This is a genomic window from Sphingomonas oleivorans (assembly GCF_003050615.1).
GTDB lineage: Bacteria > Pseudomonadota > Alphaproteobacteria > Sphingomonadales > Sphingomonadaceae > Sphingomonas_H > Sphingomonas_H oleivorans.
Genome location: NZ_NWBU01000004.1, coordinates 621,416 through 645,112, shown reverse-complemented (window position 1 = coordinate 645,112; position 23,697 = coordinate 621,416). Strand labels below are relative to the sequence as shown.

Annotated in this window: 22 protein-coding genes; 8 read left to right on the top strand and 14 right to left on the bottom strand. The window is 63.9% G+C overall.

Translation table 11 applies throughout. The features are described from left to right. Positions 1-116: 116 nt before the first annotated feature. The 5 genes from CLG96_RS03290 to CLG96_RS03270 all read right to left on the bottom strand — a co-directional run bounded on the left by CLG96_RS03290 (position 117) and on the right by CLG96_RS03270 (position 5,233). Positions 117-986 (bottom strand): alpha/beta fold hydrolase, encoded by an 870-nt coding sequence (locus CLG96_RS03290; protein WP_243395582.1) that lies wholly within the window; start codon positions 984-986, stop codon positions 117-119. Positions 987-1,013: 27 nt separating this feature from the next. Continuing rightward, on the bottom strand, positions 1,014-1,658 hold the full coding sequence (locus CLG96_RS03285) for a cysteine hydrolase family protein (protein WP_107966809.1): 645 nt from the start codon (positions 1,656-1,658) through the stop codon (positions 1,014-1,016). A 137-nt stretch (positions 1,659-1,795) separates the two neighbouring features. Next, complete coding sequence (locus CLG96_RS03280) at positions 1,796-3,115, bottom strand: MFS transporter (RefSeq protein WP_165799509.1); 1,320 nt, start codon at positions 3,113-3,115, stop codon at positions 1,796-1,798. A gap of 16 nt (positions 3,116-3,131) precedes the next feature. Then, positions 3,132-4,736 (bottom strand): PAS domain-containing sensor histidine kinase, encoded by a 1,605-nt coding sequence (locus tag CLG96_RS03275; protein ID WP_165799508.1) that lies wholly within the window; start codon positions 4,734-4,736, stop codon positions 3,132-3,134. Positions 4,737-4,819: 83 nt separating this feature from the next. Further along, positions 4,820-5,233, bottom strand: a complete 414-nt coding sequence (locus CLG96_RS03270; protein ID WP_243395581.1) for a response regulator transcription factor — start codon at positions 5,231-5,233, stop codon at positions 4,820-4,822. 236 nt (positions 5,234-5,469) lie between these two features. Here CLG96_RS03270 and CLG96_RS03265 point away from each other — a divergent pair, with 236 nt between their 5' ends. The 3 genes from CLG96_RS03265 to CLG96_RS03255 all read left to right on the top strand — a co-directional run bounded on the left by CLG96_RS03265 (position 5,470) and on the right by CLG96_RS03255 (position 7,932). Beyond that, positions 5,470-6,273 carry an SDR family NAD(P)-dependent oxidoreductase gene (locus CLG96_RS03265; RefSeq protein WP_107966395.1) on the top strand — a complete coding sequence of 268 codons (804 nt, stop codon included), beginning with the start codon at positions 5,470-5,472 and terminating at the stop codon, positions 6,271-6,273. Between the two features lie 51 nt (positions 6,274-6,324). Further along, positions 6,325-6,672, top strand: a complete 348-nt coding sequence (locus CLG96_RS03260; protein ID WP_207796541.1) for a putative quinol monooxygenase — start codon at positions 6,325-6,327, stop codon at positions 6,670-6,672. Positions 6,673-6,843: 171 nt separating this feature from the next. Then, complete coding sequence (locus CLG96_RS03255) at positions 6,844-7,932, top strand: acyltransferase family protein (RefSeq protein ID WP_165799507.1); 1,089 nt, start codon at positions 6,844-6,846, stop codon at positions 7,930-7,932. A gap of 33 nt (positions 7,933-7,965) precedes the next feature. Here CLG96_RS03255 and CLG96_RS19100 read toward each other — a convergent pair whose 3' ends face one another. The 6 genes from CLG96_RS19100 to CLG96_RS03225 all read right to left on the bottom strand — a co-directional run bounded on the left by CLG96_RS19100 (position 7,966) and on the right by CLG96_RS03225 (position 13,551). Beyond that, the gene (locus tag CLG96_RS19100) at positions 7,966-9,270 is read right to left on the bottom strand and encodes a transporter (RefSeq protein ID WP_133175328.1); all 1,305 of its coding nucleotides are present in this window, start codon (positions 9,268-9,270) and stop codon (positions 7,966-7,968) included. 31 nt (positions 9,271-9,301) lie between these two features. Beyond that, positions 9,302-9,976 (bottom strand): hypothetical protein, encoded by a 675-nt coding sequence (locus tag CLG96_RS03245; RefSeq protein WP_107966391.1) that lies wholly within the window; start codon positions 9,974-9,976, stop codon positions 9,302-9,304. Positions 9,977-9,987: 11 nt separating this feature from the next. Continuing rightward, positions 9,988-10,602 carry a C39 family peptidase gene (locus tag CLG96_RS03240; protein ID WP_107966390.1) on the bottom strand — a complete coding sequence of 205 codons (615 nt, stop codon included), beginning with the start codon at positions 10,600-10,602 and terminating at the stop codon, positions 9,988-9,990. A 103-nt stretch (positions 10,603-10,705) separates the two neighbouring features. Further along, positions 10,706-11,086 carry a hypothetical protein gene (locus tag CLG96_RS03235; RefSeq protein WP_133175327.1) on the bottom strand — a complete coding sequence of 127 codons (381 nt, stop codon included), beginning with the start codon at positions 11,084-11,086 and terminating at the stop codon, positions 10,706-10,708. A 55-nt stretch (positions 11,087-11,141) separates the two neighbouring features. Beyond that, positions 11,142-12,158, bottom strand: a complete 1,017-nt coding sequence (locus CLG96_RS03230; protein WP_207796539.1) for a hypothetical protein — start codon at positions 12,156-12,158, stop codon at positions 11,142-11,144. Between the two features lie 277 nt (positions 12,159-12,435). Further along, positions 12,436-13,551, bottom strand: coding sequence for a helix-turn-helix transcriptional regulator (locus tag CLG96_RS03225; protein WP_165799506.1), 1,116 nt, complete (start codon positions 13,549-13,551; stop codon positions 12,436-12,438). A 328-nt stretch (positions 13,552-13,879) separates the two neighbouring features. Between CLG96_RS03225 and CLG96_RS03220 the strand changes: the two genes are divergently transcribed. Then, the gene (locus CLG96_RS03220; protein WP_107966387.1) at positions 13,880-15,175 is read left to right on the top strand and encodes a M28 family peptidase; all 1,296 of its coding nucleotides are present in this window, start codon (positions 13,880-13,882) and stop codon (positions 15,173-15,175) included. 7 nt (positions 15,176-15,182) lie between these two features. Here CLG96_RS03220 and CLG96_RS03215 read toward each other — a convergent pair whose 3' ends face one another. The 3 genes from CLG96_RS03215 to CLG96_RS03200 all read right to left on the bottom strand — a co-directional run bounded on the left by CLG96_RS03215 (position 15,183) and on the right by CLG96_RS03200 (position 18,260). Continuing rightward, positions 15,183-15,989: a metallophosphoesterase family protein gene (locus tag CLG96_RS03215; protein WP_243395580.1), complete on the bottom strand. Its 807-nt coding sequence runs from the start codon at positions 15,987-15,989 to the stop codon at positions 15,183-15,185. Positions 15,990-16,726: 737 nt separating this feature from the next. Then, positions 16,727-17,218: a transglutaminase-like cysteine peptidase gene (locus CLG96_RS03205; RefSeq protein WP_165799505.1), complete on the bottom strand. Its 492-nt coding sequence runs from the start codon at positions 17,216-17,218 to the stop codon at positions 16,727-16,729. Between the two features lie 397 nt (positions 17,219-17,615). Continuing rightward, positions 17,616-18,260: a polysaccharide biosynthesis/export family protein gene (locus CLG96_RS03200; protein WP_107966384.1), complete on the bottom strand. Its 645-nt coding sequence runs from the start codon at positions 18,258-18,260 to the stop codon at positions 17,616-17,618. A 59-nt stretch (positions 18,261-18,319) separates the two neighbouring features. On the opposite strand from CLG96_RS03200, the gene CLG96_RS03195 reads away from it, so the two are divergent. The 4 genes from CLG96_RS03195 to CLG96_RS03180 all read left to right on the top strand — a co-directional run bounded on the left by CLG96_RS03195 (position 18,320) and on the right by CLG96_RS03180 (position 23,603). Beyond that, positions 18,320-19,087 (top strand): metallophosphoesterase, encoded by a 768-nt coding sequence (locus CLG96_RS03195; RefSeq protein WP_107966383.1) that lies wholly within the window; start codon positions 18,320-18,322, stop codon positions 19,085-19,087. Between the two features lie 126 nt (positions 19,088-19,213). Beyond that, a complete protein-coding gene (locus CLG96_RS03190; protein ID WP_107966382.1) occupies positions 19,214-19,990 on the top strand; it encodes a hypothetical protein in 777 nt (258 codons plus the stop codon). A 157-nt stretch (positions 19,991-20,147) separates the two neighbouring features. Then, the gene (locus CLG96_RS03185; RefSeq protein ID WP_165799504.1) at positions 20,148-21,344 is read left to right on the top strand and encodes an outer membrane beta-barrel protein; all 1,197 of its coding nucleotides are present in this window, start codon (positions 20,148-20,150) and stop codon (positions 21,342-21,344) included. 33 nt (positions 21,345-21,377) lie between these two features. Continuing rightward, positions 21,378-23,603: a GumC family protein gene (locus tag CLG96_RS03180; protein ID WP_107966380.1), complete on the top strand. Its 2,226-nt coding sequence runs from the start codon at positions 21,378-21,380 to the stop codon at positions 23,601-23,603. The last annotated feature ends 94 nt before the right edge of the window (positions 23,604-23,697 follow it).

The window sequence follows — 23,697 nt, the reverse complement described above, 5'->3', positions numbered from 1 at the left end:
GCGAGAGGCCGGCCCGCCCGCGGGAGACGGGCCGGTGCTCGCCATCGGCATGTAGGCCCCGGGGGCAGCCGCGCAACCCTCGGCACAGCATGCCATCGGTCTCTGTCAGAGGTGGCTCATGCGGTGTTGCGGACGAAGCTCGCGATCATGTCGGCGCAGAGCTCGGGATGCTGATGCTGGGGACCATGCCCCGCCTGCGGGAAGGTCATTATGTGGAGCGACGTCCATTCGCGATTGAGCGCATACCAATTTTCCACCGGGAAGACGACGTCATGGTCGCCGCAAATGGCGAGCAGCGGCACCGCGCCATTCGCCAGCAACTCGGCATAGCGGCCCGAATGATCCGGGAAGACCGCCTTGGGATCATGCGATTCCCGCACGATGCGCAGATAGGTTTCCTCAGGCACGGGCGGGCTCCTGTCCGCCGTGCGCGAGGCGATGCGCGCGTGCGAGGCATCGGCCGCCGCGCGGCTTTTGGCCGATTCAGGTTCGAAGAAGAGGATATATTCGTCTTCCAGCGTATAATCGGGCTTGAGCGCGGTCGGCAGGAAGATGGGTTCGGCGCCATGGGGCTGTTCGCCCGGCGGGACGGTGCCGATCAGGATCGCATGGCTGGTGCGTTCCGGATAGAGGGCGGTGAAGATCTGTGCCGCGACACCGCCCAGCGACCATCCGCCGATGACGACCTTGTCGATGCCCAGCGCGTCGATCAGATCCTTCGCATCGCGGGCGAGCGACGCGCGATCATAGGTGGCGGTGCCGGTCGATTGACCGAGGCCGCTATAGTCGAAGATGATGACGGTGAAATTCTCGGCCAGCGCATCGAGGAAGGCCGGATCCCATACGTCCATCACGCCGCGCAGGCGAAGGCATAGGATAAGCGGCGGGCCGTCCCCGAACATGCGATAGGCGAGCGTGCGGCCGTTCGTTTCGATGAACCGGGTCGGAACGGTGCGCGCCGTCTGCTTTTCCATGACCAGCGACATGGCGATACTCCTTTGTTTCGATGGATCTCAGGCGGAGGGAAGCGCCGCGAGCAGCTCCACGGTGCTGAGCACCGCATGGGCGAAAGTGGGCGCGTTGATGTCATGCGCAGCATGCATCACCTCCCGGCTGGCGGCGGCGGTGGCGTCGCGCACCAGCGTGACATGGTAGCCAAGCTCGACTGCGAAGCGTGCGGTCGTCTCGATGCAGGTGTTGGCGATCAGGCCGATCAATATGACATGGCTGATCCGCTTCTGTTTCAGCAGCATGTCGAGATCGGTGTTGGCGAAGCCGCTGCCGCCCCAATGTTCCTTGACGATGATGTCGCCGGGCTGCGGCGCGAAATCGGGATGCCATTCGCCGCCCCAGCTTCCCTTGGCGAAGACCTGGAAGCGCGCGGCGCCGAGCTGATAGGGTGTCGGATGGTCCCAGCCGGCGAAATCGTCGGGCTCGGCGCGATGATGGGGCACGATGAAGATCGGAATGCCGGCCGCGCGGATCGCGGCGGTGATCGCGCGCAGATTGTCATGCAGCCCGACGGCGGTGGCGACGTCGGCCACCATCGGCCAGAGCTTCCCGCCTTCCGCCAGAAAGTCGTTATAGGGATCGACGAACAGCAGCGCGGTGCGCGCGGCGTCATAGCCTGTAGGCTGCTTCTCGGTCGTTTCGGCCATAAATATCTCCATCGGCATCATGCGCGATCTGCGGCGGGGAGGTGCACGATCGGCTCTGGTCGCGATGATGATGCGGCCGGGACGATGGCCGGCCAATCGTCCATGGAGTTGACGCGGTTAAACCAAGATATGAGTGATCAGCCGGCCGCCGCCTCTGCGCCGGCCAGCTTTGCCCGGATCGCGGCGTGCGCGCTGGCGGTCAGCCTATGGCCCAGTATCAGCCAGGCGCAGAGAAAGCCGATCATCGCGGGCGCCCAGATCGCGAGCCCCGTGAGCGTCGAAAGGGCGGCGTCCGTGGGCATGGCCGCGCGCGGATCGAAGCCGGCGAGGCTGAGGAGCAGGAAGCTGATCGCCGGGCCGATCGCCGCGCCGAGCTTGTTCGAATTGGAGAAGAGGGCTGCGAGCAGGCCGGTATGGTCGGCGCCGCTCAGCAACCGCTCCTGATCGCCCACATCGGCGAGCATGGAGCGGATGAGCACGGGGCCGGCGGACAATGTGGCGCCGAACAGCGCCATGATCGCGCCGCCGGCGAGGAGGCCGGAAAAGGGCAGGAGGTGCAGCGTCGCGAGCAGGAATGCGTAGCAGCCGAAGCCGATCGCGGCCGCCCGATGCTTCTCCACGCGGCTGCCCAGCCGGCCCCAGCCATAGGCGCCGAGCAGTGCCCCCGCATTCGTCAGGAAGAGCAGCATCGCCGCGTCCGGCCGGCCGATGCCGCGCGCCGCCGCGAAATAGAAGAAGAACAGTGCCCCGTTGGTGAAGACCGCCATGGCGATGAGCAGATCGGCGGCAAGCAGCCGCGTGACGCCGGGCCGGACGACGAGCCGCAGATAATCCCGCAGCGGGGGAGGCGCGCGCCGGGCCGTCGAATTCCTCTCCGATACGCCGCATATTGCCGTCAGCACGCCCAGGGGCACCGCGAGCAGGATGAACCATCCCATGGTCGGCACCGTCAGCGACGGATCGCTGCGTAGATGCGGCAGCAGCGGGAGCATGGTGATGATCAGGCTGCCCAGAAGATAGGCCATCTGCCACCAGGCGAAGATGCTGTTGCGCTCGGCATAATCGTCCGAAAGCGTGCAGCCCCAGCCCAGTTGCGCGACGAAGCAGATCGACCAGCCCGCATAGGTTCCGACGAGGCAGGCGGCGAGATAGATAAGGCCCGTCCCCGGCGGCGGCATGAACAGGCCATAGACCGAGAGGAGGAGCAGTGGCGTGCCCGCCACGAACCATGTTCGGAACCGGCCGAAGCGTGAGCCCGTCCTGTCCATCGCGGCGCCGACCAGCGGATCGAAACCGATGTCGAGCAGCCTGACGATGAGGAAAGCGGCGCCGACCGCAGCCAGCGGCAGGCCCATTTCGGCCGTGTAGAATGTCGGCAGATAGATCAGGAGCGGGAGGCTAAGCCCCGCAAGGCCGATGCCGGGCGCCGCATAGGCGGCCTTGACGCGCAATCGCATGTGACGGTTCCCCCCTTCATTCCACAATTGCCGCATGGTCCGCCGGTGCCGGTCCGGCAGGCAAGGTGAAGGAAAAGCAGGCGCCGCCGGGCAGGTTGGCGGCACGGATCTCGCCGCCATGCGCCTCGATGATCGAGCGGCAGATGGAAAGGCCGATGCCGAGCCCGCTTTCCTTGGTGGTGAAGAAGCTGTCGAACAGCCGCTCGAGATGGTCGGGCGGGATGCCGGGGCCGCTATCCTCCATCTCGCAGAGCAGCGTCGCGGGGCCGGCAGGGCGCGTGCGGACCTTGAGGGCGCGTTCGGGGCTGCCGGCTTGGTTCATCGCCTGCATCGCATTGACGGCGAGATTGACGACGACCTGCTGGACCTGGGTGCGGTCGGCGCGCAGCGGCGGGAGGTCGGGCGCGAGATCGAGCGTGAGCGCGACGTCATGCGCCTGGCGCTCATGGCGCAGGAAGAGCATCGCTTCCTCGATCAGGCCGTTCAGCGACATCAGCGTCGGTTCGGGCGCGCGCTTGGCGGCCATGCCCCGGATGCGGGCGATGATGTCGGCGGCGCGGCGCGCATCGGCCACCATCCGGCCGGTGAGCATGCGTACTTCCTCGACGTCCGGCTCGGGCCGCGCCAGCCAGCGCAGGCCGGCCTCGCCATTGGTGGCGATCGCGGCGAGCGGCTGATTCACCTCATGCGCGATCGACGCGACGAGCTCGCCCAATATCGATACGCGGGCGGCATGGGCGAGCTCCGCCCGGATCCGCTCGAGCGCAGCGCGCGCCGCGACCTGCTCCGAAATGTCGATAATGCCGACGAGCACGCTGCCCCGCCCCTTATGTTCGGTGGGCCAGCATACCGTGAAGATCACGTCGATCTCGCGCCCGTCGAGCGTCGCGACCTTCGTCTCGGCTATATAGTGCGGCCGGCTCTCGAAGGCGGCGACCAGGGCTTGCGCATAGATATACTCGCTCGCGCACGGCCAGAAGGGCGCGACATTCATGCCCCGCAATTGCGCTCGTCCTTGCGCGCCGAAAAGCTGCACCGTCTTCTCGTTCACGTCGATGACATGCGTTGCCGCCATGGCGCGTCGGATGAAATCGGGATGGGCGGCCAGATAGGCGCGCAGATCACGGACGCCGTCATTCACCAGATCCTCGATCATTCGCCGGACGAGGCTGAAGTCCAATTCCCAGAAGGATGCCGCCATCGCCTGGAAAAGATTGCGATAGCGATGCGTGTTGAGGCGTGTTTCCAGTTCGAGTTCGGGGAAGTGCGTCATGTCCCGTCCGGTCTCGACAATGTCCACCGGCCGACCATGATCGTCGCGGCGCATGATCCAGCGCGTCTCGATGCGCACCTCCCGCCCGTCTGCCGTGCTGCGGGTCAGCTCGCCTTCCCAGACGCCCTTCTCCGCGAGCAGGCTTTCGATGCCGGCGATGGTCAAGGGATGATGCGAATGAAGCAACCCATGCAGAGGCCGGCCAAGCGCGTTCTCCCGCCGCCAGCCATAGATGGTTTCGGACATGTCGTTCCAAAGGCGGATGCGTCCGTCGAGGCCACGCACGATCACGCTCTCGGTGACGAGATCCAAAATGTCTTCCGGACGCTCCGGCGCAGATCGGATCATGGGCTTGCTATCGTCCCCGGCTTCTCTCTTCGCGGCCGCGCCTCGAAGGATGGGCGAAGCAATATCATTGCGCCGTCCGCTATTCAGGTGGCAAGCGCCTTGTCGATCCAGCCGATCAATGCATCGGCCGGAAACGGCTTTTGCAGAAGGCATAGCGCACCGCTCTCTCGCGCGCGCATCAGCAGCGCTTCTTCCGTGCGCGCCGTCATCATGATCACCGGGACATGGCACTCCTGCTCGTCGAGCAGCTGCTTGAGCTCGAGCCCGTTCAGGCCCGCCATATGGATGTCCGTGACGATACATCGCGCCCGCGCCATTTCGCCCGATCGAAGAAATGCCTCGGCCGATCCGTGGCCGCTTGCCCGATATCCGAAGGAGCGGATCAGCCCCACCATCGCCAGGCAAAGCGACTCGTCATCGTCGATCACCGAGATCAATATGTCATCGGGCACGCGAAAATCCTCTTGCACATGTCCGCAGATGACACGGAGCATCATGGCATTCGCACGCCACCGGACGCGTGAAAATCATACGCTGGTTTAAGTGCCGCGCCCTGCGTGGTGGCGCGCGGCTACGTCCTCCCCATACCAAGATATGAGGGATCTGACCGCTCGTCTGATGGCAGCCGCGGCGCGACCGGGTGACAAGGTCAGGGCAAATGGTCCCTGCGGCCGCGCCGCGCATTCCACGCCGGATGCCGCCGCGTCCGGCCATCCCATCGAGGAGATTCGCCATGACGAAAGAGATGATCCTGATCACCGGCGCATCGGCCGGTATCGGCGCGACCTATGCCGACCGCTTTGCCAAGCGTGGCCACGACCTCATCCTCGTCGCGCGCGACAAGGCGCGGATGGAGGCGCTCGCGGCGCGGCTGATCGAGGAAAATGGCATAAGCGTGGAGGTGCTGCAGGCCGATCTTTCGGATGCCGCCGACCTCGGCCATGTCGAGCGGCGGCTGCGCGAGGATGGGGGCATCACCATGCTCGTCAACAATGCGGGCATGGCCGGCGGCGGGCCGGCCGCGACCGCCGATCCCGACCGGCTGGAGACGCTCATCCGCCTGAACGTGCTGGCCTTCACGCGCCTTGCGGCGGCGGCCGCATCCGGCTTTGCGGCCAGGGGGCGGGGCGCGATCGTCAATATCGGCTCGGTGACGGCGCTGTTCGCGGATCAGTTCGAACCGACCTATCCCGCGACGAAGGCGTTCGTCCTCGCCTTCAGCCAGGCGCTCCATAGCGAGCTTCAGCCGCAGGGCGTCCGCGTGCAGGTCGTGCTGCCGGGAGCCACGCGTACCGAAATCTGGGAACGTTCGGGCCATAGCCTTGATGATCTGCCGGCCGAGATCGTGATGGACGTCCATGAAATGGTCGACGCGGCGCTGGCCGGGCTCGACATGGGTGAAGTGGTGACCATCCCGGCGCTGCCCGATATCGCCGACTGGCGGCAGCTCGAGGATGCGCGCCGCAAGCTCGTCCCGAACCTCTCGCTCCGCCATTCCGCCGCCCGCTACGGCGTGGCGCCAGCGCTGGTCGACTGAGCCGCGCCGCAAGCGGGCGCGTTCGGACTTTACCTATCGATGGAGACTCTGATGGTTCCGCTCACGCACATCGCCTTCATCCGCGCGCGTCCCGGCTGTTCGCAGGCGCTCGGCCGGCGCCTCGCCGGGCTGATTGCGCCCAGCCGGGCCGAGCCGGGCTGCATCGCCTATGACGTCCACCAGTCGAACGAGGATCCAGACCTGTGGTTCGTCCATGAAAATTGGCGCTCGCCCGAGGAACTGGCCGCGCATCTCGAGCGCCCGCACATGCAGCATTTCGCGAACGAGCTGCCCGCGCTGATCAAGGGCGATCTCACGCTCGGCAGCTTCACCCGGACATCCGCCGCTGCGTTTCCTCAGACCGCCAGCGCCGCGTCGGCGCCGCCTGAATGCGTGTAGATTCCCATGCGATGCGCTTGCATGGCCGTTGCGATGGCGCAACGGCTCCTGACCGAAACAGAACTTTCCGGAGCATCCGACGGCCGGGCCCGGCGCTAGGTAATCGTCCGGGCTTTGCCTCTTGCCTATTCCCGGCGATGCTTCCGTTCCAGGCCGAAGAGGATGATCCGGATGGGACGCGGACTATCTCTCTATCTGGAGCTGATGCGGGCGCTTGCGGCGCTCGCGGTGCTTCTCGGCCATATGCGCCTCTACGCCGACCCCGATATTCCGGCGATATTGGGCAATCATCATCAGGAGGCGGTTGCCTTCTTCTTCGTGCTGTCGGGCTTCGTGATCCGCTTCGTCACGGTCGAGCGGGAAGCGTCGTGGCGCAGCTATGTCGCGGCGCGGGCGGCGCGGCTCTATTCGGTCGTGCCGCTTGCCATACTCGTCACCCTGGTCTGCGATGCGGCGACGCTCGCTCTGGCGCCGCAGATATTGGCGGATCGCTATTATTTCGACGGGCCGGGGGATTTGCCGGACGTGCTGTCCTCCATGATCTTCGCCAATGAGCTGTGGCTGAGCCATGTCGTGCTGGGGTCCAACATCCCTTTCTGGTCGCTCGGCTTCGAGGTCTGCTATTATATCTTCTTCGGGCTCGCCCTTTATCTCGATGGCCGGGCGCGATGGCTGGCGCTCGCCGCCTGGGCGCTGATCTGCGGGCCCAAGATCATCCTCTATCTGCCGCTGTGGATGCTGGGCGTGGGCGCGTATGAGCTACTGTACCGGTATCGGCTCCTGTCCGGCCGACGGACAGTCGGCATGATCCTGTTCGGCGGGAGCGCGCTCGCCTATCTCATCCTCAAATATGGTCTGTTCGCCGGGGCGGAATATGGGATCTTCCACGTGCGCGACGGCGACCAGATGTTGCGGACATGGACTTATTTCCACGGTATCGGGCTGTGCGCGGCGATGAACATCGTCGGTTTCGCGCTGCTATTCGGGAAGCGCGCGGCGCTGCTCCAATGGTGCCGCCGCCCGATCAAATGGCTGTCGGGCGCGAGCTTCACTCTCTATCTGATGCATCTGCCGGTGCTGTTCCTGCTCATGGCAATCGTTCCGGACGGCGGGCAGGGCATAGCCGGGCTTCTCATCATATTTGCGGGCACGATCGGCATCGTCTTGCTGCTCGCCGAATTGGGCGAGCGCCGAAAGCATGTCTATGCTGCGGCCCTTGGCGCGATCCTGCCGCGCGCGCGTCGAAGGGCTGCCGGCTGACGACCGGCTCACGACCATCTTCGGAAGGGATCGTCAGGGGTCGATCGTCAGGGGGATGCGCAGCGTGGTGCGCAGGTCGGTCGCATCGTCGGTGGCGCCGAGCTCGACATTCCAGTTCACCGTCGTCCGCCGGTTGGTGCGATAGCTGATCCCGAAGAGGAAGCGGCCGAGCTGGAGATCGCGTGTCTTGGTGCTGCTCAGCTCACCAAGTTCGCCCGTGCGCGGATCGATCGAGCGCAGACGCGTCTTCGTGCCGAAGGACCAGGTATGGGCATAGCCGAAGCTGAGCGAGGTGCGCGGATTGAGCGAGACGGCTATGCCCGCGCTGGCGGCGGGCTCGTCGCCCGGCTTGACGCGATCGACAAAGGCCGGGCCGATGCGGCGGCCGATGTCACGACCGAAATTCACCGTATAGCCGAGCGTCCCGAAGAGGACCGCGGGATCGGTCGGGAGGATGGCGGTGAGCGAGGGCGTTGCTCCCCAGAAGCCCGCGCCCGTCGCGGCCTCGAGCGCATTGCCGAGCGCATCGCGTCGCACCTTGAAGGGATTGGTGCCGGTGGGTGCCACCGCCTGCATGCCCGCGATCAGATAGGGCCAGCCGTTGCGTCCATTGGTGAATTGATAGCGCAGGCCGAAGTCGACATCGCCGATCCCGCCATTGGTGACGGGATGGTCGATCTGGCCGGCATTGGGGTTCGCCGGATCGGCGACGGGCGCCAGGACCGATCGATCCGAACGATAGACATAGGGAAGGCGCGCATGCGTCTCCAGGCGCCCGGTCAGTCCCAGGCGCAATGTCGCCGCCGCGGTCAGCACATCCTGGCGGCTTTCATTGATGTCGAACACGCCGACGAGCACCGACTGGGGAATCTCGATGCCCCGGAAGATGACGCGATTGCGGTCCGCGCGTGCATATTCCAGCGATGCTTCCACCGTGAGCCGGCCCGCCCGGGTGATGATGCCGCCCTGTTCGCCCAACACCGCGACCTGTACCTGCCGCTGGTCGCTCGGTGCCTCGCCGACCGGCTGGGCACCGGTCCGTGCGGATGCCACCGGGGCCGGGGAGGGGGGAAGCGGTACCGATCCCGGCGGCCCGGCATTGGGCCGATCTCGGCCGGTCGCGGGCCGGCCGGCCAGTCTTTCCTCGAGCGCGCGGAGCCGGGCCCGTTGCTCGTCCAGCGCCCGCTGCTGCGCCTCGAGCGCGGCCCGTTCGCGCGCCAGTTCCTCCAGCAGCGCGGCCTTGTCGTCTTTGGCAGGAGCCTGGGCGAAGGCCGGGTTGGCCCAGGACATGCCGGCCAGCATCAGGCCAGAGACAGCAGCTAATGATCGCCCGCGCATTTTCCCCTCCCTTTTCCCTGATTCGGTCTTTTCAGCGGCCGCGAAGCGCCTCCTGCATCACCCGCTCGGCAGCCATGATGCCGGGCGCCAACAGGGAGCCGACCCCCTTCAGATCGATATTGACCGCGCTTACCGTGTCGATCGTCCGGCTATCGGCGGTGTTGGCGACCGCGACACCCGTCGCTTCGCCGACGAGATGACGGATCTGGAGCGCGGGCGCATCGAGCGTCACCACCATGCCCCGATCATCCTCCCGAAGGCTGAAGAGGCCTGCCTGTCCGGCCATGCCGGGGCCGTTCGCGACCACTGGAACGAGCGTCTGGCCGGCCGGTACCGGCCAGTTCTGTGGCGTGCCGTTCGTCACGCTCACCGTCGGCCGTGCCGATCCCGAAGCCGTCTCGATCCGGACCGTCGACGGAGCCAAGGGTCTCGTTTCGCCATCACCGGTATAGACGTGGAGGCCCGCATTGGGCCCCTCGCTCGCATAGACGGTCTGGAGTGCGAGCGCGCCGTTCACCCGCGTCTGTATGTCGATGCCGATCGCCACATCGAAGCCATTGGGCAGGCGAACGCCGCCGCGCATCGTAGCGAGCTGCGAATCCGCTACGGGCGGCGCACCGAAGGGATTGTCATCCGGCACGGCCGCCGCCGCCGCGGACGGGAGCGCGGCCAGCGCGAGAAGGGAGAGGAGATGCCGCGCCGTCATGTCCCTTCCTCCTAGAATTCACCCGGGAGCGGGCGGGTGAGCGCGAGCGCCGCCAGCCCCAGCGGAGCCGCCCCGCCATAGCGCGGGGCGGTGGGCGCGAGATCGAGATCCGCCCGCTGGTTGAAATGGCGGCGGGCTGCCGCAATGCGACCGTTGAGGACGAAGAAGACGCCGTTCCACTGGCGTGCGAAGATAGCGGGCTTCTCGCGCCGAAGGCCGAGCGAGGGATCGCCGAGCAGGACGCTTCCCGCCTCGACGCCCTTCACCACGACGAAATGGCGATATCCGTTGAAATCGATGAGCGCGATGCCGGGAAGCCGGGCCTTTTCGATCTGGTCGAGGCCAACCCGATAGCCGTCCGCCGTGATCCCGCGCGCCTCCAGATAGCGCTTCATGTCCAGCAGCGAGAAGCCGGCGCGACGTATCTGCGCGCGATCGCCATCGCGCCACATGCCGAGAAACACGCTCCGCTCGCTCTGCGGATCATCATAATGATAGCGCAGCAGCGTCGCGAGCGCGGCCGAGCCGCAACTGAAATCATATTGCTGGCGGATGACGGTGTGGAACCTGCGGCCCATCATGCTTTCGACGGGAAGGCCGAAGTCGAGCATGCTGCCGAAGGTCATTCGGTTTCCCTGCTCGGTCAGGGGGCGGGCCGAACAGGCGCCGAGCGCGGCGCAGGCCAGAAGCAGCCAAGCCCTGCCCGCCTTTCGCGCGCTGGACGCGGCATCAGGGCTGAAGTGAGACATTCACGTTCATCGATGCGTTGATCGCGACATTATTGCCCGTATTGGCGTTGAGCACCGACAGGCCGTTGAGATTCTGAAAGGCCTGATCGTCGAAATTGATCGTTCCGGTGACGGAGTTTCCGCTCACCACGTTGCGGCTGACAGTGCTGTTATTCTGGGCGCGGATCTCCTGCGCCAGATCGGCTTGGCCCGTGACCATGCCCAATTGCCGGGTGCTGATGGGTGTTGCCTCCGCGAAGGGCGAGGCCTGCTCGGCCTCGATCGCGGCCGGAGCATTCGTCGCCTCTGCCGGTTCCGCCTGTGCGGTCGTCCCGGTGGAGAGGGCGATGGCCAATAGGCTGGTTGCTACAAGGGATTTCATGGTCCTCTCCTGCAGGTGAGGGGGCGGCTGCCCGCCCCCGCGCCCGTCGCTGCCATTACTGGCCGAGATTGATGTCACCCGTGGATGCGGTGACATTGACCGCCGCATTTTGCGAACTGGCTATTCCCGTGTTCAAGTTGAGCGCTTGCAGGCCGGCGAAGTTCTGGAAGGCGGCGTCGCCGGTCGTGAGGCTGTTGTCGGCGACACCTCCATCGCCTTCCGGCGAGTCGTAGCGCACCGAGATGTCCGTGACATAGCTGGCCAGATTCGCCGAGGCGACGATCGCATTCGCACCGAACTGGTTGGTCAGTGCCGCAGCGCCGGTATCGGCGGTAGCCTCTCCACTTTGGCTCACGGACGAGTCGGTGAATTCGGCATCTCCCCCATTGGAGACTGCGCCATTGCCGTCATTCGAGGCTTGGCTGGAGTTGTCCGAATTATCCGAGTTGTCGGAGTTGTCTGAGTTATCGGAGTTGTCTGAGTTATCGGAGTTGTCTGAGTTATCGGAGTTGTCCGAATTGTCAGAGTTGTCCGAGTTGTCGGAATTATCTGTGGTCGAGTTATCTGAGTTGTCAGAGTTATCCGAATTGTCAGAGTTATCGGAGTTGTCCGAATTATCAGAGTTGTCTGAGTTGTCGGAATTATCTGTAGTCGAGTTATCTGAGTTGTCGGAGTTATCAGAATTGTCTGAGTTATCCGAATTATCGGAGTTATCGGTGGTCGAGTTGTCTGAGTTATCGGAGTTATCCGAATTGTCAGAGTTGTCCGAGTTGTCGGAATTATCTGTGGTCGAATTATCGGAGTTATCGGAGTTATCCGAATTATCTGTTGCTGAATTATCTGAGTTATCGGAGTTGTCCGAATTATCCGTGGTGGAGTTGTCGGAATTATCGGAATTATCCGAGTCATCGGAATTGTCATTGAAGGAGTCGCTGTTGGCGCTCGCATCGTCCTGCGCCGCGGCCCTTCCCGCTTCGACAGTGTTGATGGGCGGATCGGCCGCCCGAACATAGGCTGGGGACGCCACCATCAGCGCTACGGCCGACGATGTGAGCAAAAGGTTCGTTTTCATCTTTATCCATCCCGTTCTGTTCAACGGTGTCGCCATGGGAACGGCCATCATCCTCCCCCGGGGAAGCCGGCGTCCTTCGGGCTCGCTCAGCCCCGGACCACCCGGAGCTGGAACCCTCCTAATCTTGAGCGGTCGGAGAGGTTGCCCCTGACGGCGGGTGACCTTTGCCCCTATCCGGGCAAAGGCTTGGCCCTTGATCGGGGGGATGGTGGCGCAACGATCCCGTTGCGAGATGCGCGGGCGCGAAGCCCGCTCGGAAGAGGCGTCGGGGCGGCGTTCAGAGATCGCTATTGGCGAGGGGTTCGGCCTCGGCGGAGATATGCAGCAGGCTTGAAAGCATCACCCGGACGAGTTCAGCCTGACGGTTGGTATCCGTCTTGACGAAGATCTGCTTGAGATAGGAGCGGGCGGTCTGCGGCTTCACATGCAGCCGCTCGGCCGCCTCGTCGAGCGTAAGCCCGCTGGCCAGTTCCACCACCAGTCGCGTTTCGACGGGCGACAGATGATGGAGCTTGCATACCGGCTCCAGCATCGCGCGAAGATCGCCGTCGGGCACGAGCGCATAGACGATCACGGCCGGATCGGTGCGCTCGCCGGGAGCATGATCGACCGGCAGGATGGTCGCGACCAGCGGACGGCGCCCGTCCGGGCGGGTGAGCCGCAGGAGGGGCGATTTGCGGGGCTCCGCGCGCGGCCTGGGGGAATGCTGGGCCAGGACATGATCGATCGCGACCTGGAGCGCCACGGCATCGGGAAGCGCGATGGCGGCGATCGAGCGGCCCTTCCGGCGCAGCCCGTCCCGCGCGTCGAGCAGTCGGAGCGCCTGCGGATTGGCGAAGATCACCTCGCCGGCTGCATCCAGGATCAGAGTTGCGAGCTGGGACAGGTTGAGCGCGGATTCGAGGCCCGCAATGCGCTTGCTGTCTCCTCGATGGAGCTGCCAGAGGCGGAAATATCCACTGAAGAAAGGATGCAGCCGCTCCGCGACTTGCATGATCCGGTCCGCGGCCAGGGCGGATTCCCGTCGATAGACGGCGATCAGGGCGAGCTGCCGCTCGGCCATGGATTGCAGGCCCATATGAAGAATGCCGCCGATCGGCCCGCCATCGGCATCCAGCCAGACCAGCGGCGGCTCGGCCCAGCGCCGGAACAGGGGGGAGGAGGACAGGGGAATGTCGGCCACGCGCGCCAGCGCCGTGCCCAGCAGCCGTCCGTCGCCTGCGCTTGCAATCACATTATAGGATGGAAAGCCGAAGCTGCGATAGGCGAGGATGACGAGATCGGCCTCGGTGCGGTCCGCACAATTGAGGAGGATCCAATCCAGTTCATTCTCGCCGGTCGCGGCTTCGCCGGCCGCATCCAGAAGAGAATCCGCACGGCTGGGTTCAGGCATGAACATCCCCCGTCTCACCATGTTTCGGCTTTTCGATCGTCTGGACGGCCTACGTCTCTCCTCTCATGCCCTTGTCGCTAAGGATGTCACGGAAGGGCATATCCCCGCACCCGATTTCGCGATGCGGTTGCGAGGAGACGGCATCATCCGCCTAAAGCAATGGAAAGCCAAGCCTCCTGGGTTCTTTGGTCGGTAAGACTACCGAACCGGGCATGTGGCGTGGAGGTTTGGCCGATCCCATGTCGGGGGCGCCGATCCATAATCGCACGGACGGCTTCATCCGGGCATTGGCTTGCGATGGGCAGAAAAATGCCCCAACGATCCGGCCATGAAACGGTTATTTCGCCTCGTCACGGCCTTGCCGCTTCTCGCGGCTGCTCCAGCGCCGCAGCCCAGCCCGGCGGAGCTGCGTCACAGCATCGAGACGCTCGTTTCGTTCGGCACGCGCCACAGCCTGTCCTCCACGATCGATCCGCGACGCGGGATCGGGGCGGCACGCGACTGGGCCGCCGGCCGTTTCGGCGAGATTTCGGCGGCCTGCGGCAATTGCCTCGCGGTCGAACGGATCGCCGACCGCTTCGAAGGGCCGCGCGCGCCGCAGGGTGTGCGCATCGAGGATGTGGTCGCGATCCAGCGCGGCACCACCGATCCCGAACGCGTCATCATCATCCAGGCCCATATCGACAGCCGCGTGAGCGACGTGATGGATGCTCTCAGCGATGCGCCGGGCGCGAATGATGACGGATCGGGCAGCGCGCTGGTGATCGAGGCGGCGCGGCTGCTGTCGAAGGAGAAATTCCCGGCGACGATCGTCTATGCGCTGCTTTCGGGCGAGGAGCAGGGGCTGTGGGGCGGCAAGCTGCTCGCAGCGACGGCCAAGGCGCGCGGCTGGAAGATCGCGGCCGTGCTCAACAATGATATCGTCGGCAACAGCCATGGCCAGGGCGGCGACCATGTCGATGATCGGGTCCGTGTGTTCAGCGAGGGCATTCTCCTGTCGGAGGATGCAGCGGCGATCCGCGCGCGCCGCGCGGGCGGCGGCGAGGATGACGGGCCATCGCGCGCGCTGGCGCGGCTCATCGAGCGGGTCGGCGCCGCACGCAAGGGCGGGCTCGAGATCGTCTCCGTCCGCCGCGCCGACCGTTTCGGCCGGGGTGGCGACCAGACGCCCTTTCTCGAAATGGGCTATCCGGCGGTGCGGATCAGCGAGGCGACCGAGAATTATGATCGCCAGCATCAGGATCTGCGCACCGAAAATGGCCGGCGCTATGGCGATACGATCGACGGCGTCGATTTTTCCTATCTGGCCAGGGTGACGGCGCTCAACATCGCCGCTGTTCGCGAGATCGCGCGCGCGCCGGCGGCGCCCGGAAATGCGGTTCTTCGCGGCGCGCTGAGCGCGGATACCAGCATTTCCTGGGATCCGGTGCCAGGCGCTGCCGCTTATCGCGTCCATTGGCGCCGCGCCGACCGGCAGGACTGGACCGAGAGCCGCGACGTCAAGAAGGAGACAATGCTGTTTCTCCGGAACGTCAATATAGACGACAATTTCTTCGGCGTGTCCGCGCTGTCGGCCGATGGTGCGGAAAGCCCCATTACCTTTGCCGGCGCCGGCCGGCGCTGAATCCGTATCACGCCTCGTCCGTGGCAAGGTACCAGCGATCACTTCCTTCCAGGCCGATCGCCGTCAGCCGGCCGCTGGCATAGGCGCCCGTATCGATGCCGATACGGTTGGGGCGTTGCTCGGGCCGATCGCTGATGCTGTGGCCATGGATCACGATCGCGCCATGGTCGCCCTGATGATCCAGGAATTCGTGCCTGATCCAGTGGAGATCCGAACTTTTCTGTTCCGCAAGCGGAATGCCGGGGCGAATGCCGGCATGGACGAAGAGATAGTCTCCGATCACTATTGCATCCCTGAAGCTGCGGAGAAAATCGATATGCTGTTTGGGGATGCGCTCCCTTAGGAGCCGAACGAGGCGTTCAGGATCGCTGCGATCGAATTCCCTGTCGTCGACGCCGTAGCTCGCCAGCGTCTGCCGTCCGCCAATATGATCGAGCTGGCTTGCGACACGCGGATCGCCATCATGCGCGAGAAGCAGCATCTCTTCATGATTGCCCATCAGGAAGAGGGTCTGCTGAGGGGAATCGCCGAGAGTGATCAGCCGTTCGATCACGCCGCGCGAATCAGGCCCTCGATCCACGACATCGCCGAGAAAGATCAGCATCGTCTTGGCTGGACGCCGGCGATGATCGTCCTCGTCGATCATGGCGATGAGGGAATCGAGAAGATCGCGCCGGCCGTGAATGTCGCCAATGGCGTAAATGCGCAGGCCCGCCGGCACGGCGGCGGGTCGTGCCATTCTATCGAGCACTTTCCGCAGCAGCCGATACATCATTATGTCGTTGAGCCGGAGGTTCGGGAACAGTTCTTCCATATAGGTAGGGCCGACTCGGTCCCTAAAAGGGCGGGCTGTTCCCTCGCGATCGAAGGCCCTAAATCTCCGCTGTACCGAGCGGCTCGTCCGATCCCGGCATGGATCTTCTCATCCCGTGGACCTTTGATTGTTCGAAATGCGAACGAATCCCACGCGCATTCATCTCCCGAAAGCAGGCGACATGCCGACGGTAGATATGGCTGGAGGGCATCCTGCCGCGCCTGCAGCCCGCTTCGGCCCGCCTGTTTCCATGGATATTGTTCCGTGTCATGTCGACCGGCATGGTGCGCCGCAGCATGCCCATGGTAAGGTGAAGGGCGATAATCCGGCGAGGATGGGAGCCGGCCAGCCGAAGGATGCCCGATATCCATCGAGGGCGGGGACATTGATGATTATTTTCTGTCTATTCGGTCTTCACCAGCGTTCCGGTCGGTCCGTTCGTGACAATGGGCGGGCCTATGTCGCGCGCTGCCGGCATTGCGGCACTCCGCTCATCAAGAATGGCCTCGGCCGATGGGTTCGGGATCGCGATCCCGCCCGTGCCAATGGCAAGGGCAGTTCGGCCTGACATCCTTCCTTCCATCGGAACCCCTTCTTATCCCTCCTCGGTCGGCGCAACATCCCTCCTCCGAAGAGGCTTCCTGCGCCGGCTTCCGTCATCAGGGCATCGGATCGCCGGTTGCCTGGCATGCGGTGGATGGGCCCGCGCGTCCCGATCGGCGCGCGCGGCGTTCGCATCATGACGCGATCACGACCCAGTTCGGTCCCCGCGCCGCCTGCCGCGTGTGGAAACGATATCCCAGGCTGGCGAGCTTCTGATAGCTGAGCACCGTCGCGAAGCGGTTGTCGAGAATATAGGTCGCCTTTTCGCCCTCGCGCATCATGTCGACAGTCAGTACGACATGATATTCGCCCCTTTCCGTCCAGGCGGTAGCGAGCCGCAGCGCCGAGAGGGGCCAGCCGGCATCGAGCAACTGCTTGCGCGCGGCAAGCGCAATATCCTCGCAGTCCGCGCTCTGCTCTTTGCTGGCGACCTGCCAGAAATCCGCCTTGCCGGAATTGCGGCTGTCATCCTGCCTGCGGATGGCGCGCAGCGAAGCCTGTACGTTAAGGAGTTGCTGCCAATGCTCCTTGTCGAACTGGACGGCAAGGCAGGAGGGGTCCTTGGCGTTGCGTCCGCAATAATCGAGCCAGCCGCGCGGCGGAAGCGTGATGCCGCCATCGCGCATCGCGGCGGCTCCTCCTGCAGGGGCGGCCGGCATGGTGGCGCAGCCCGCCAGGGCGAAGGCCGCAGGCAGCGTAGCGATAGCTGCGGCCCGCTTCAGGCTTTGCACAAAATGCTTTGGCTTCCTGGCTGCTCCGATAAGGCCGCTGGCCAGTTCATGAACAGTCATGTCGTTCACCCGCTTTGTTCGTGGCGGGTGTCAGGCTACGCGGGCAACCATCAAGTCATCCCTAACGGGAATGGTTTATAAGTCGTTAACCATAATTGGATTCGTGGCCTGTTTGAGTACGGTCGTACGAATCCGTTCCCGCCCGGCATCGGGCGATATTATCGCCAGTGGATGGCCGGACGGGTGCCACTTCCCGACAATTGGCACATGGAGCCAATTGTCGGATGGGGATTTAGAAGAATCGTTCGGGAATGCGGATAATGTCGCCGGGCATGACGGTTTCCGTGGGAGCCGCCCGCTGTTCCTTCTTGTCCTGATCGGCCGCGCGCACGATCATCACCCGGTCCTTGCGGCCGCGATAGGTGTAGCCGCCGGCCAGTGCTACGGCGTTAAGCACCGTCATGCCGCTGACATAGGGATATTTGCCCGGCTCCTTCACCTCGCCGAGGACATAGAAGGGGCGATAGTTCAGCACCTCCACGGCGACGGACGGGTTGCGCATATAGCCGTCCTTCAGCTTGTCCTCGATCGCACGGGTGATCTCGGGAATGGTACGGTCGACCGCCGGCAGCGCGCCGATGAGTTGCATTGCGAGATTGCCCGATCCATCGACTTCATATTCGCCGGACAGCGTGTCTTCATTATAGACGGTGACGCGTACCTTGTCGCCGGCACCCAGCCGATAGGCGTTAACGTCGACATCGGAGGATGTTGTCGCGGCGAGGTTGGGCGTCTCGCTCGCCGGAGGGGTGTTGGAAACAATGGCTGGAGTGTCGCTGGCAGTCGTTGCGGGCTGGGCTGCAAGTACCGCGCTGCTGACCGGCGTCAGCAACAATAGGGACACTCCCAGCCAACCGAACCCGGAAACGTTACGCATATCGCGCCTATCCCTTGTCTTGAATTCACCCGATCGCTGTATAGGGGATATTGGCTGAGATGTCCCGTAGTCTATTCAATTTCCTGTGGCCAAGACGTCCGACCGGGCGCAGCTTTCGCCTGCCCGAGGGATTGCGCGTCTACGCCGTGGGCGATGTTCACGGTCGCCTCGATTGTCTGTCGCGAATCGAACAGGCGATAGGGCGGCATCGCGAAGCCTTTCCCGAGGGCGAGGCGCTGGTGATCTTCCTGGGCGATTATATCGATCGCGGCGGCGAGTCGCGCGGTGTGATCGACGCTCTGCTCGGCGGTCGATTTGCCGGCATGCCTGCCCGTTTCCTCATGGGTAACCATGAGGATGCGATGCTGCACTTTCTCGATGATCCGGCGGTCGGCCCCATTTGGTTCGCTTATGGCGGCATGGCGACGCTGGTAAGCTATGGCGTGAGGCCGGAAGGGGCGCCGGGCATCGACCGGATGAATCAGCTTCGTCTCGGCCTGCTGACGCAGCTTCCGGTGGAGCATCGCCGCTTTCTCGAATCGCTCGAACTGTGGATTCAATTGGGCGACTATCTGTTCGTCCATGCCGGCATTCGCCCCGGTCGTCCGCTTGCTGCCCAGCAACGTGAAGATCTTCTGATGATTCGGGAGCCTTTCTTGTCCACTTCGGAGGTAATGCCCTGGCGGGTGGTCCATGGACATACGGTGGTGGAGGAGCCGCTGTTCGCGCCCAATAGAATCGCCGTGGATACAGGGGCCTATGCGACGGGTGTCCTGTCCTGCGTCGTCATCGAGGCGGATCGGGCGGAGCGGCTGGTCGACGAATAACGCATCGATTTCCGGGTCATGCTGCATCCGCGAAAAAAGTGGATTCTAGTTAATTCCTATGCTAAATGTTCCGGGAACTTTATGACATCGAGGATGTTGGGAAGATAACGAGCGGGGGGCTGAGTAATGATCGACGCAGACTTTAGGAAGATCGGATTGCTCGTTTCGGCTTCTGCGCTGGTGATTTCGGCGCTTCCGGCTGGAGCGCAGGTCGCAGTCGCAGTTGCCGGCGCGCGCACCGGCACGGCGAACCTGGCGGCGGTGGTTGCCAGCCAGGATCCTGCCGGAATTGCCGGCGCGACGGTCGCGTCGCTCGCGGGCAAGACGCCGGAGGAGATTGGCGCGCTGATCTCCGCGGCGGTGCAGGCAAATCCCGCTCAGGCGAGCGCGATCGTCGCGGCCGCCATCACGGCCCATCCTGCGGCGGCCTCCGCCATCATCACCGCGGCGCTGACCGCCTTGCCCGGCCAGGCGTCGGCCATCGTCGCCGCCGCCGTGGCCTCGTCGCCCGGTCTCGTTGCCGGGATCGTTTCAGCTGCTGCGGCCGTTCCTGCGGTCGATCCTGCGGTAATCGCCATTGCGTCTTTGGATGCGCTTCCTGTCGCGGATTGCGTGGCGTCCGCTGCCGTCGTGGTCAAGGCTGCTTCGGTCGGTTCGGCCGGCCGGGCCTCGGCCGAGGCCCTGGCGAGCGCGGTGGCGACCCGGGATGTGGCGCCCGGAGCTTGTGATGTCGGCGAGGCGGCCCAGTTGGCCCTGAATGCGAATAATGTCGATCTGGCCGCAGTTCTTGCTGCGGAGGGCGATCGGAACCTGCCGGGATCTATCGAGTCTGGTGAGGGGCCTGAAGTCGCCGATACGTTGATCGTTCCCGAACCGGCGGCAACGAACGCCAGCCCGGTATAATCCGATATATCAAGACCTTTGTTGCGTCATTTATCAGCTTTTTTGGGGGGGCTGCATGGTTGCTTTGTCTCGCCGTCTTCACGCGGCTTCGGTCGCCGCGCTGTGTGTGGTGGCTGTTCCGACGGTGGCATCAGCGCAAGTCGCGCCGGAGCCTGTCGTGCCTGTTCCCGATCCTCGCGCGGCTGATCCGGAAGCTGCGGCGCTGGAGCCGGTGGGCGCGCGTCTCGGCTCCTTCATCATCTATCCCAAGGCGGAAGCGGCCTTGATGTATGATGACAATATCTATGCGCTGGAGGACAAGACCGACGATGCCGTCATCCGGCTTTCGCCGAGTATCGGGATCCAGGGCGATATGGGCCGCTATACGACCAATCTGCGGGGCAGGTTGGATCGTTTCGAGTATTCGAAGAGGGACAGCGAAAGCCGCACGGACTGGTCCGTCAATGGTGGTAACCGCTATGAACTGGCCGAGCGGACCTATTTGACGGGCAATGCAGGCTATAGCCGCAGCCATGAAGATCGCGGCGATCCCAACTCGTCCTTCACCAATTTGCGGCCGAACGTCTATAAGCTGACCGAGCTGGGGGCGGGCCTTTCGCGGGATCTCGCCCGTTTGCGCGCCGGAATTGTCGGCGGATATAAATATTATAATTATAATGATGCCGAGCAGATCGGCGGCGGCATCACGAACAATGACGATCGCGATCGGCATGAATATCTGGTCGAGGGGCGGTTGGGCTACGAATTCTCGCCCGGCTATGCTCTAATCGGCCGGTTTCAATGGGATCAGGTCGATTATCGGCTGCCTTTCGACGACGCAACCTTCGATCGCGACTCCCGCGGATGGCGTGCGACCGCGGGTGTCGGCTTCGAGCTGACACGGCTGCTCATCGGCGAGGTCAGCGCCGGATATCTCCATCGCAGCTATGATGATTCTCGCTTCGGCGGGATCAGCCGGGCTTCGTTCGGTGCGGCATTGAATTGGTACCCTACCGAGATTACCGCAGTGCGCCTGACCGCCGACCGGAAGGTCGAGGAGACGGTGACTCCCAATTACCGCGGTTTCCTGGCGAGCAGCTTCACCCTGAACGTCGAACATGAGCTGCTGCGGACGCTCACTTTGACCGCTTCGGCGCGTTATTCGCACAATGATTATGTTCGAGCCAATACGGGCCTTGCCCCCCGCCGTAATGATGATGTTTATGGGGCCTCCCTCCTTGCAAAATATGCCCTGAACCGGAATCTCTACACAAGTCTGGGTTATGACTGGGTAAAGCGTGATTCGACTGCGATCGTTCGTGGTTCCAATTTCTCGAGGAACAAGGTCTGGGTCGCGGTCGGCACGCAATTTTAATCGCGGAATTCCGCCCCAAGCGAGTTGAGCGTCATGGTATATGCGTCCGCCCTGCCGTTTCACGAAACGGGTCTTGCCACGCAGGAGCCCCGCGCGGAGCTTAGCGAGATCTTCCGCTTCTTCCGCAGGCGGTGGGCATATATTCTCGGCACCGCGCTGATCGTGGCGCTGATTGCGGCGCTAGTCGTGCTGCAGGCAACTCCGCGCTATTCGGCCACGGCAACGGTTGCCGTACAGACGCAAAAGGGACAGCTGGTCGACGTTCAGGACGTCGTCAGCAATCTCGCGCCCGATACGGCGACGATGGAAACGCAGGTTTCCATCCTGCGCGCTACCCGGCTGGCGGAACAGGTGGTGGATCGGCTGAAGCTGGATCGCGATCCGGAATTTAATTCTGCGCTTCGCAAGAGTGGCGGCTTCGTCCTGTGGAATCCCAAGAGCTGGTTCGGGCAGGAAAAGCCGAAGGTGCCCGAAGGCAAGCTCAGCCCATTGAAGGCGGCGGAGCGGCGGACGGCGATCGTGTCCGCCGTCGCCAAGGCCTTTGCCATCGAGGCGGTGCCGCGCTCTTATGTCCTGTCGATCACCGCGACCTCTTCTGATCCGCAGAAGGCGACGGCGATGGCCAATGCGCTCGCCGACCTCTACATTCAGGACGGCATCGATGCGAAATATGAGGCCACGCGTCGTGCCTCAGCCTATCTGCAGGACCGCGTCGACGAGCTACGCGCGCAGGCGGTGCAGTCTGACCGGGCGGCCGAACTCTATCGCTCCCAGAGTGGCCTGGTCGGGGCCGTAGACGGAAGCACCATCGATACGCAGCAGCTTTCGGAGCTGAACTCCCAGCTCATCGTCGCCCGATCGGAGCGCGCCGCGAAGGAAGCCCAGCTTGCGCAGCTCCGCGCGCTGAGCTCCGGTGGCGGCGAGAATGGCGTGGAGACATCTGGCGCGATCCTGGAATCGCCGCTGATCCAACGCCTGCGCGAACAGGAAAGCGAAGTGCTTCGCAAGCTCGCCGAGCTGCAGGCGACCTATGGCGAGCGGCATCCGCGCATCATCAATGCCAATGCCGAACTGCGCGATCTGCGCAGCAAGATCCAGGATGAGGTTCGCAAGGTGGCTGCTTCCGCTGCCAATGACGTCGCCATTGCGCGGGCAAGGGAATCGACGCTCGCGTCGAGCCTCGGGTCCATCGAGGGACGGGTCAGTCGCGGTGGCCAGGCGAGTGTCCGGCTTCGTGAATTGCAGCGCGAGGCGGACTCCAACAAGTCGGTCTATGAGCTGTTCCTCAACCGGCTGAAGGAGACGCGTCAGCAGGTCGATGTCCAGACCGCGGATTCGCGTATCGTCTCTTCCGCGATCGTGCCGCTCAACGCGACCTATCCGCGTGTCACGTCGACGATCGGAGCGGCGGCCATGGCGGGACTCGTGATCGGCATCCTGCTTTCGCTCGCCCTGGAGAAGCTGGATAACACGGTGCGCGGTGCCGAGGCGCTCGAGGGGCTTGGCGGCGGCGCAACCCTGGCTTTCGTCCCGGTCGTGACGGGCGGCTATGAGCGACCCGAGGAAGTGGTGACCGCCCGCCCACAGGCGATGGCTGCGGAATCGCTTAGAACCTTGCGGAGCGCACTGGCGCTGTCGGATGTCGATAATCCGCCCAAGCTGGTGATGCTGTCCTCCTCCGTGCCGGCGGAAGGAAAGACCTTCGTCAGCGTTGGCCTTGCCCGAGTGTCCGCCCAGTCCGGCGCGCGTACGCTGCTCATCGATGCTGATATGCGGCATCCGCGCGTGCATCAGGCGCTGGGCGTCGAGAATCATGTCGGTCTGGTGCAGGTGCTGAGCGGCGAGGTGAGCCTTGAGGCGGCGCTGCAGCAGGACGACAAGAGCGGCATGCTTGTCCTGCCAGCGGGTCATGGCGCCATTAATCCGCCTGATCTGTTGCGATCCGATCACATGGCGAGCTTGCTGGAAAGGCTGCGCGCCGAATTCGATCTGGTCGTGATCGATACGCCGCCCTTCGTGCCGATGACCGACAGCCAGATCATCGCCAAGATGGTTGACAAGATGGTGTTGGTCGTGCGCTGGGGGCATACGCCGGTGCCGGTCGTCCAGAATGTGATAAAGCAGATCTATCGCGTCGGCGCGCCGCTGGTCGGCTCGGTGTTGAGCCGCGTCGATATCTCCCGCCAGGCCAATTACGGCTATGGCGACTATGGCTATCATTATTCGCGATATGGCGCTTATTATGGCACCAAAGCCTGAGGGGGTTTTGGTGCCATGGCAGCGGGGAGCCATTCGCAAGGGATAGCGAAAGCAGAGGGCGCGAAGGCGTGACCCGCCTTCATAGAGGTGGCGG

Bases quoted from the DNA above. Each gene is read 5' to 3' on its own strand.
- CLG96_RS03290 (WP_243395582.1), bottom strand. From the start codon at position 986: ATGTCGCTGGTCATGGAAAAGCAGACGGCGCGCACCGTTCCGACCCGG.
- CLG96_RS03285 (WP_107966809.1), bottom strand. From the start codon at position 1,658: ATGGCCGAAACGACCGAGAAGCAGCCTACAGGCTATGACGCCGCGCGC.
- CLG96_RS03280 (WP_165799509.1), bottom strand. From the start codon at position 3,115: ATGCGATTGCGCGTCAAGGCCGCCTATGCGGCGCCCGGCATCGGCCTT.
- CLG96_RS03275 (WP_165799508.1), bottom strand. From the start codon at position 4,736: ATGATCCGATCTGCGCCGGAGCGTCCGGAAGACATTTTGGATCTCGTC.
- CLG96_RS03270 (WP_243395581.1), bottom strand. From the start codon at position 5,233: ATGATGCTCCGTGTCATCTGCGGACATGTGCAAGAGGATTTTCGCGTG.
- CLG96_RS03265 (WP_107966395.1), top strand. From the start codon at position 5,470: ATGACGAAAGAGATGATCCTGATCACCGGCGCATCGGCCGGTATCGGC.
- CLG96_RS03260 (WP_207796541.1), top strand. From the start codon at position 6,325: ATGGTTCCGCTCACGCACATCGCCTTCATCCGCGCGCGTCCCGGCTGT.
- CLG96_RS03255 (WP_165799507.1), top strand. From the start codon at position 6,844: ATGGGACGCGGACTATCTCTCTATCTGGAGCTGATGCGGGCGCTTGCG.
- CLG96_RS19100 (WP_133175328.1), bottom strand. From the start codon at position 9,270: ATGCGCGGGCGATCATTAGCTGCTGTCTCTGGCCTGATGCTGGCCGGC.
- CLG96_RS03245 (WP_107966391.1), bottom strand. From the start codon at position 9,976: ATGACGGCGCGGCATCTCCTCTCCCTTCTCGCGCTGGCCGCGCTCCCG.
- CLG96_RS03240 (WP_107966390.1), bottom strand. From the start codon at position 10,602: ATGACCTTCGGCAGCATGCTCGACTTCGGCCTTCCCGTCGAAAGCATG.
- CLG96_RS03235 (WP_133175327.1), bottom strand. From the start codon at position 11,086: ATGAAATCCCTTGTAGCAACCAGCCTATTGGCCATCGCCCTCTCCACC.
- CLG96_RS03230 (WP_207796539.1), bottom strand. From the start codon at position 12,158: ATGAAAACGAACCTTTTGCTCACATCGTCGGCCGTAGCGCTGATGGTG.
- CLG96_RS03225 (WP_165799506.1), bottom strand. From the start codon at position 13,551: ATGCCTGAACCCAGCCGTGCGGATTCTCTTCTGGATGCGGCCGGCGAA.
- CLG96_RS03220 (WP_107966387.1), top strand. From the start codon at position 13,880: ATGAAACGGTTATTTCGCCTCGTCACGGCCTTGCCGCTTCTCGCGGCT.
- CLG96_RS03215 (WP_243395580.1), bottom strand. From the start codon at position 15,989: ATGGAAGAACTGTTCCCGAACCTCCGGCTCAACGACATAATGATGTAT.
- CLG96_RS03205 (WP_165799505.1), bottom strand. From the start codon at position 17,218: ATGCGCGATGGCGGCATCACGCTTCCGCCGCGCGGCTGGCTCGATTAT.
- CLG96_RS03200 (WP_107966384.1), bottom strand. From the start codon at position 18,260: ATGCGTAACGTTTCCGGGTTCGGTTGGCTGGGAGTGTCCCTATTGTTG.
- CLG96_RS03195 (WP_107966383.1), top strand. From the start codon at position 18,320: ATGTCCCGTAGTCTATTCAATTTCCTGTGGCCAAGACGTCCGACCGGG.
- CLG96_RS03190 (WP_107966382.1), top strand. From the start codon at position 19,214: ATGATCGACGCAGACTTTAGGAAGATCGGATTGCTCGTTTCGGCTTCT.
- CLG96_RS03180 (WP_107966380.1), top strand. From the start codon at position 21,378: ATGGTATATGCGTCCGCCCTGCCGTTTCACGAAACGGGTCTTGCCACG.